Consider the following 3,753-nt stretch of genomic DNA (forward strand, 5'->3'; position numbering starts at 1 on the left):
ACCGGGGCCCCACCGAACTGAGACCCCGGTCAAGAACTCAGACCCCGCCGGACTCCAGCTCAGCGCGAGCCGCAACAAACGCGTCGACGGCCCTGTTGACGTCCTCCGTCGAGTGCGCGGCCGACAGCTGGACGCGGATGCGGGCCGCCCCCTGCGGCACCACGGGGTACGAGAAGCCGATCACGTAGACGCCGCGCTCAAGGAGCAGCTCGGCCATGCGGCCCGCGACGGACGCGTCGCCGATCATGACGGGGGCGATGGCGTGGTCGCCGGGGAGGATGTCGAAGCCCTCGTCCGTCATCCGCGAACGGAACAGCGCGGTGTTCGCCGCGAGCCGCTCGCGCAGGTCACCGGCCGACTCCAGCAGGTCGAGGACCTTGAGGGAGGCCGCCGCGATCACCGGGGCGAGCGTGTTGGAGAAGAGGTACGGACGCGAGCGCTGCCGCAGCAGGGCGACGATCTCCGCGCGAGCCGCGACGTAGCCGCCGGAGGCACCGCCGAGGGCCTTGCCCAGCGTGCCGGTGATGATGTCGACGCGGTCCATGACGCCGTGCAGCTCGGGCGTGCCGCGCCCGCCGGGGCCCACGAAGCCGACGGCGTGCGAGTCGTCGACCATGACCATCGCGTCGTAACGGTCGGCGAGGTCGCAGATCTCCGCGAGCGGCGCCACGTAGCCGTCCATGGAGAAGACGCCGTCGGTGACGATCAGCTTGCGGCGGGCGCCGCCCTCCGTGGCCTCCTTCAGCCGCTGCTCCAGGTCCGCGAGGTCACGGTTGGCGTACCGGAAGCGGCGGGCCTTGGACAGGCGGATGCCGTCGATGATCGACGCGTGGTTGAGCGCGTCGGAGATCACCGCGTCCTCGGCGCCGAGCAGCGTCTCGAAGACACCGCCGTTGGCGTCGAAGCAGGAGGAGTAGAGGATCGTGTCCTCCTGGCCGAGGAAGGCCGAGAGCCGCGCCTCCAGCTCCTTGTGCACCTCCTGGGTGCCGCAGATGAAGCGGACGGAGGCCATGCCGTAGCCCCAGCGGTCCAGGGCCTCGTGCGCGGCGGCGACGACCTCGGGGTGGTCGGCGAGACCGAGGTAGTTGTTGGCGCAGAAGTTGAGGACCTCGCCGGGACGGCCGCCCGCCGTCACGGCGACCTTGGCGGACTGCGGGGTGCCGATGACGCGCTCGGGCTTGTGCAGGCCCGCCGAGCGGATCTCGTCGAGGGTGGCCTGGAGGTCTGCGCGTACGGAGTCGAACATGCGTGAGTCCTCAGCAATCAGGAATCAGGAGTCGGGAAGTCGGAAGTCGGGGACGGGCCAGGTCAGGAGGTCCAGTCGAGGATGACCTTGCCGCCACGGCCGCTCGCCGCGTCGTCGAAGGCGGCCTCGAAGTCGCGGTGGCCGTACCGGCCCGTGATCACGGGGGCCAGGTCGAGGCCGCCTTCGAGCAGCACGGACATCGCGTACCAGGTCTCGAACATCTCCCGGCCGTAGATGCCCTTGATCGTGATCATGGACGTGACGATCCTGGCCCAGTCGACCGCGAACTCCTCGGCGGGCAGACCGAGCATGGCGATCTTGCCGCCGTGGGTCATGTTGGCGACCATGTCGCGCATCGCGCGCGGGTTGCCGGACATCTCCAGGCCGACGTCGAAGCCCTCGCGCAGCCCCAGCTCGCGCTGGCCGTCGGCGATCGTGGAGCCCGCCACGTTCAGCGCGAGGCTGACGCCGATCTTGCGGGCCAGCTCCAGGCGCTCCTCGCTGACGTCGGTTATCACCACGTTGCGGGCACCGGCGTGCCGCGCCACGGCGGCGGCCATCAGGCCGATCGGGCCCGCCCCGGTGATCAGTACGTCCTCGCCGACCAGCGGGAAGGACAGAGCCGTGTGCACGGCGTTGCCGAACGGGTCGAAGATCGCGGCGACGTCGAGGTCCACGGGGACGCGGTGCACCCACACGTTCGACGCGGGCAGCGCGACGTACTCGGCGAAGGCGCCGTCGCGCCCGACACCGAGGCCGACCGTGGCGCGGCACAGGTGGCGCCGTCCGGCCAGGCAGTTGCGGCACTTGCCGCAGACCAGGTGGCCCTCGCCGCTGACCAGGTCGCCCGCCTTGATGTCGGCGACGTCGCGGCCGGTTTCGACGACCTCGCCGACGAACTCGTGCCCGACCACGAGCGGCGCGCTGATCGACTGCTGCGCCCAGCCGTCCCAGGCCCGGATGTGCAGATCGGTTCCGCAGATCCCGGTGCGGAGCACCTTGATGAGGACGTCCCCGTGGCCGATGACCGGCTCCGGCACGTCCATCAGCCGGAGACCCGGCTCCGCCTTCTCCTTGACCAGCGCCTTCAACGCAACGGCTCCTGTCGTACGTCGCTTCTTCCTCCGACGACACAGGAATCTTCCCTACGGCGGCGCCCCGGTCCATCGAGACTTTCTTAAGCGCCGCCGCAGCTTTCCTTCAGACCTCGCCGGTCAGCGGACCTGACCGCCCTCGAAGTAGGCGATCAGGGCGGGGTCGAGTTCCGGCACCTCGCGCGGTGTGCCGCCGTTCCGCAGCGACTCGGTGGCCCGCACACCGGCCGCGACCGCCATCCGCGCGGCGACGGGCGAGGTGTCGGTGCGCCCTCCCTCGCGGGCGAAGCGGACGAACTCGTCGATCAGCAGCGGGTCGGCGCCGCCGTGCCCGCCGTCGTCCACCTCCGGCACGGGGTACGTGGCGTCCGCCTCGCCCCGGTAGCCGGAGCGGCGGGAGTTCCACACCTTGACCTCGGCGCCCGGCCCGTCGCCGAAGTTCTCCAGGCGGCCCGCGTCGCCGATGACCGTGTAGTTGCGCCAGTAGTCGGGGGCGAAGTGGCACTGCTGGTAGGCGGCGAGCACGCCGTTGTCGAGGCGCATGTTGACCAGGGAGACGTCCTCGACGTCGATGACCGGGTTCAGGCCGCGCTGGGTGTGCGGCGGCCAGTGGCCGTCCTCGGTGTACCAGTCGTCGGCCTTGGGCTCACCCGGCGCGCGGCGGTGCGGGTTGTCGCCGTAGACCATCAGGTCACCGAGGGCCTGCACCTGCCGTGCGTAGCCGCTCGCGAGCCAGTGCAGTACGTCGATGTCATGGGCGGCCTTCTGGAGCAGCAGGCCGGTGGTGTACCGCCGCTCGGCGTGCCAGTCCTTGAAGTACCAGTCGCCGCCGTAGCCCACGAAGTGCCGCACCCAGACGGTCTTGACCTCGCCGATCTCGCCGCGCTCGATGATGTCGCGCATCAGCCGTACCACGGGCATGTGGCGCATGTTGTGCCCGACGTAGAGCCGGGTGCCCGTCTCGTACGCCGTGCGCAGGATCTCGTCGCATGCCTCGATGCCGATCTCCAGAGGCTTCTCGACGAAGACGGGCTTGCCCTCGCGCAGCGCCTCGCGGGCCAGCGCGGCGTGGGTGTGGTCGGGGGTGAGCACCACGATGGCGTCGACGTCCGGGTCCTCCACCACCTTGCGGTGGTCACTGGATATCAGGGCGCCGGGAAAGGCGGCCGCCGCCTCGGCGCGGGCGGTGGCGTCGTGCTCGGCCAGCGCGGTGACGCGCGAGCCCGCTCCTGGCCGGTGGGCGGTACGGGCGAGCGAGCCGCGCAGTCCGAAGCCGAGAACGCCGAGACGGAGGTCGGTCATGGAACTTCCTTCGCTTGTGCCGGTGGTGCGGGTGCCGGTGGTGCGGGTGCGGGGGGGGGGGGGGGGGGGGGGGGGGGCCTCCACCACCTTGCGGTGGTCACTGGATATCAG

Annotated in this window: 3 protein-coding genes; all 3 read right to left on the minus strand. The window is 70.9% G+C overall.

Features of this window, described 5'->3' with window-relative positions:
- Nucleotides 1-37: 37 nt before the first annotated feature.
- Nucleotides 38-1,246: a glycine C-acetyltransferase gene (locus AB8Z36_RS32700; RefSeq protein ID WP_369217011.1), complete on the minus strand. Its 1,209-nt coding sequence runs from the start codon at nt 1,244-1,246 to the stop codon at nt 38-40.
- A 62-nt stretch (nt 1,247-1,308) separates the two neighbouring features.
- Nucleotides 1,309-2,337, minus strand: coding sequence for an L-threonine 3-dehydrogenase (tdh, locus tag AB8Z36_RS32705; RefSeq protein ID WP_369217012.1), 1,029 nt, complete (start codon nt 2,335-2,337; stop codon nt 1,309-1,311).
- Nucleotides 2,338-2,460: 123 nt separating this feature from the next.
- Complete coding sequence (locus AB8Z36_RS32710; RefSeq protein ID WP_369217013.1) at nt 2,461-3,642, minus strand: Gfo/Idh/MocA family protein; 1,182 nt, start codon at nt 3,640-3,642, stop codon at nt 2,461-2,463.
- Nucleotides 3,643-3,753 lie beyond the last annotated feature (111 nt).

The sequence above is a fragment of the Streptomyces flavofungini genome (assembly GCF_041028215.1).
Lineage (GTDB): Bacteria > Actinomycetota > Actinomycetes > Streptomycetales > Streptomycetaceae > Streptomyces > Streptomyces flavofungini_B.

What these genes read in the sequence shown, in the direction of transcription:
- AB8Z36_RS32700 (WP_369217011.1), bottom strand. Translation starts at nt 1,246, where the DNA reads ATGTTCGACTCCGTACGCGCAGACCTCCAGGCCACCCTCGACGAGATC.
- AB8Z36_RS32710 (WP_369217013.1), bottom strand. Translation starts at nt 3,642, where the DNA reads ATGACCGACCTCCGTCTCGGCGTTCTCGGCTTCGGACTGCGCGGCTCG.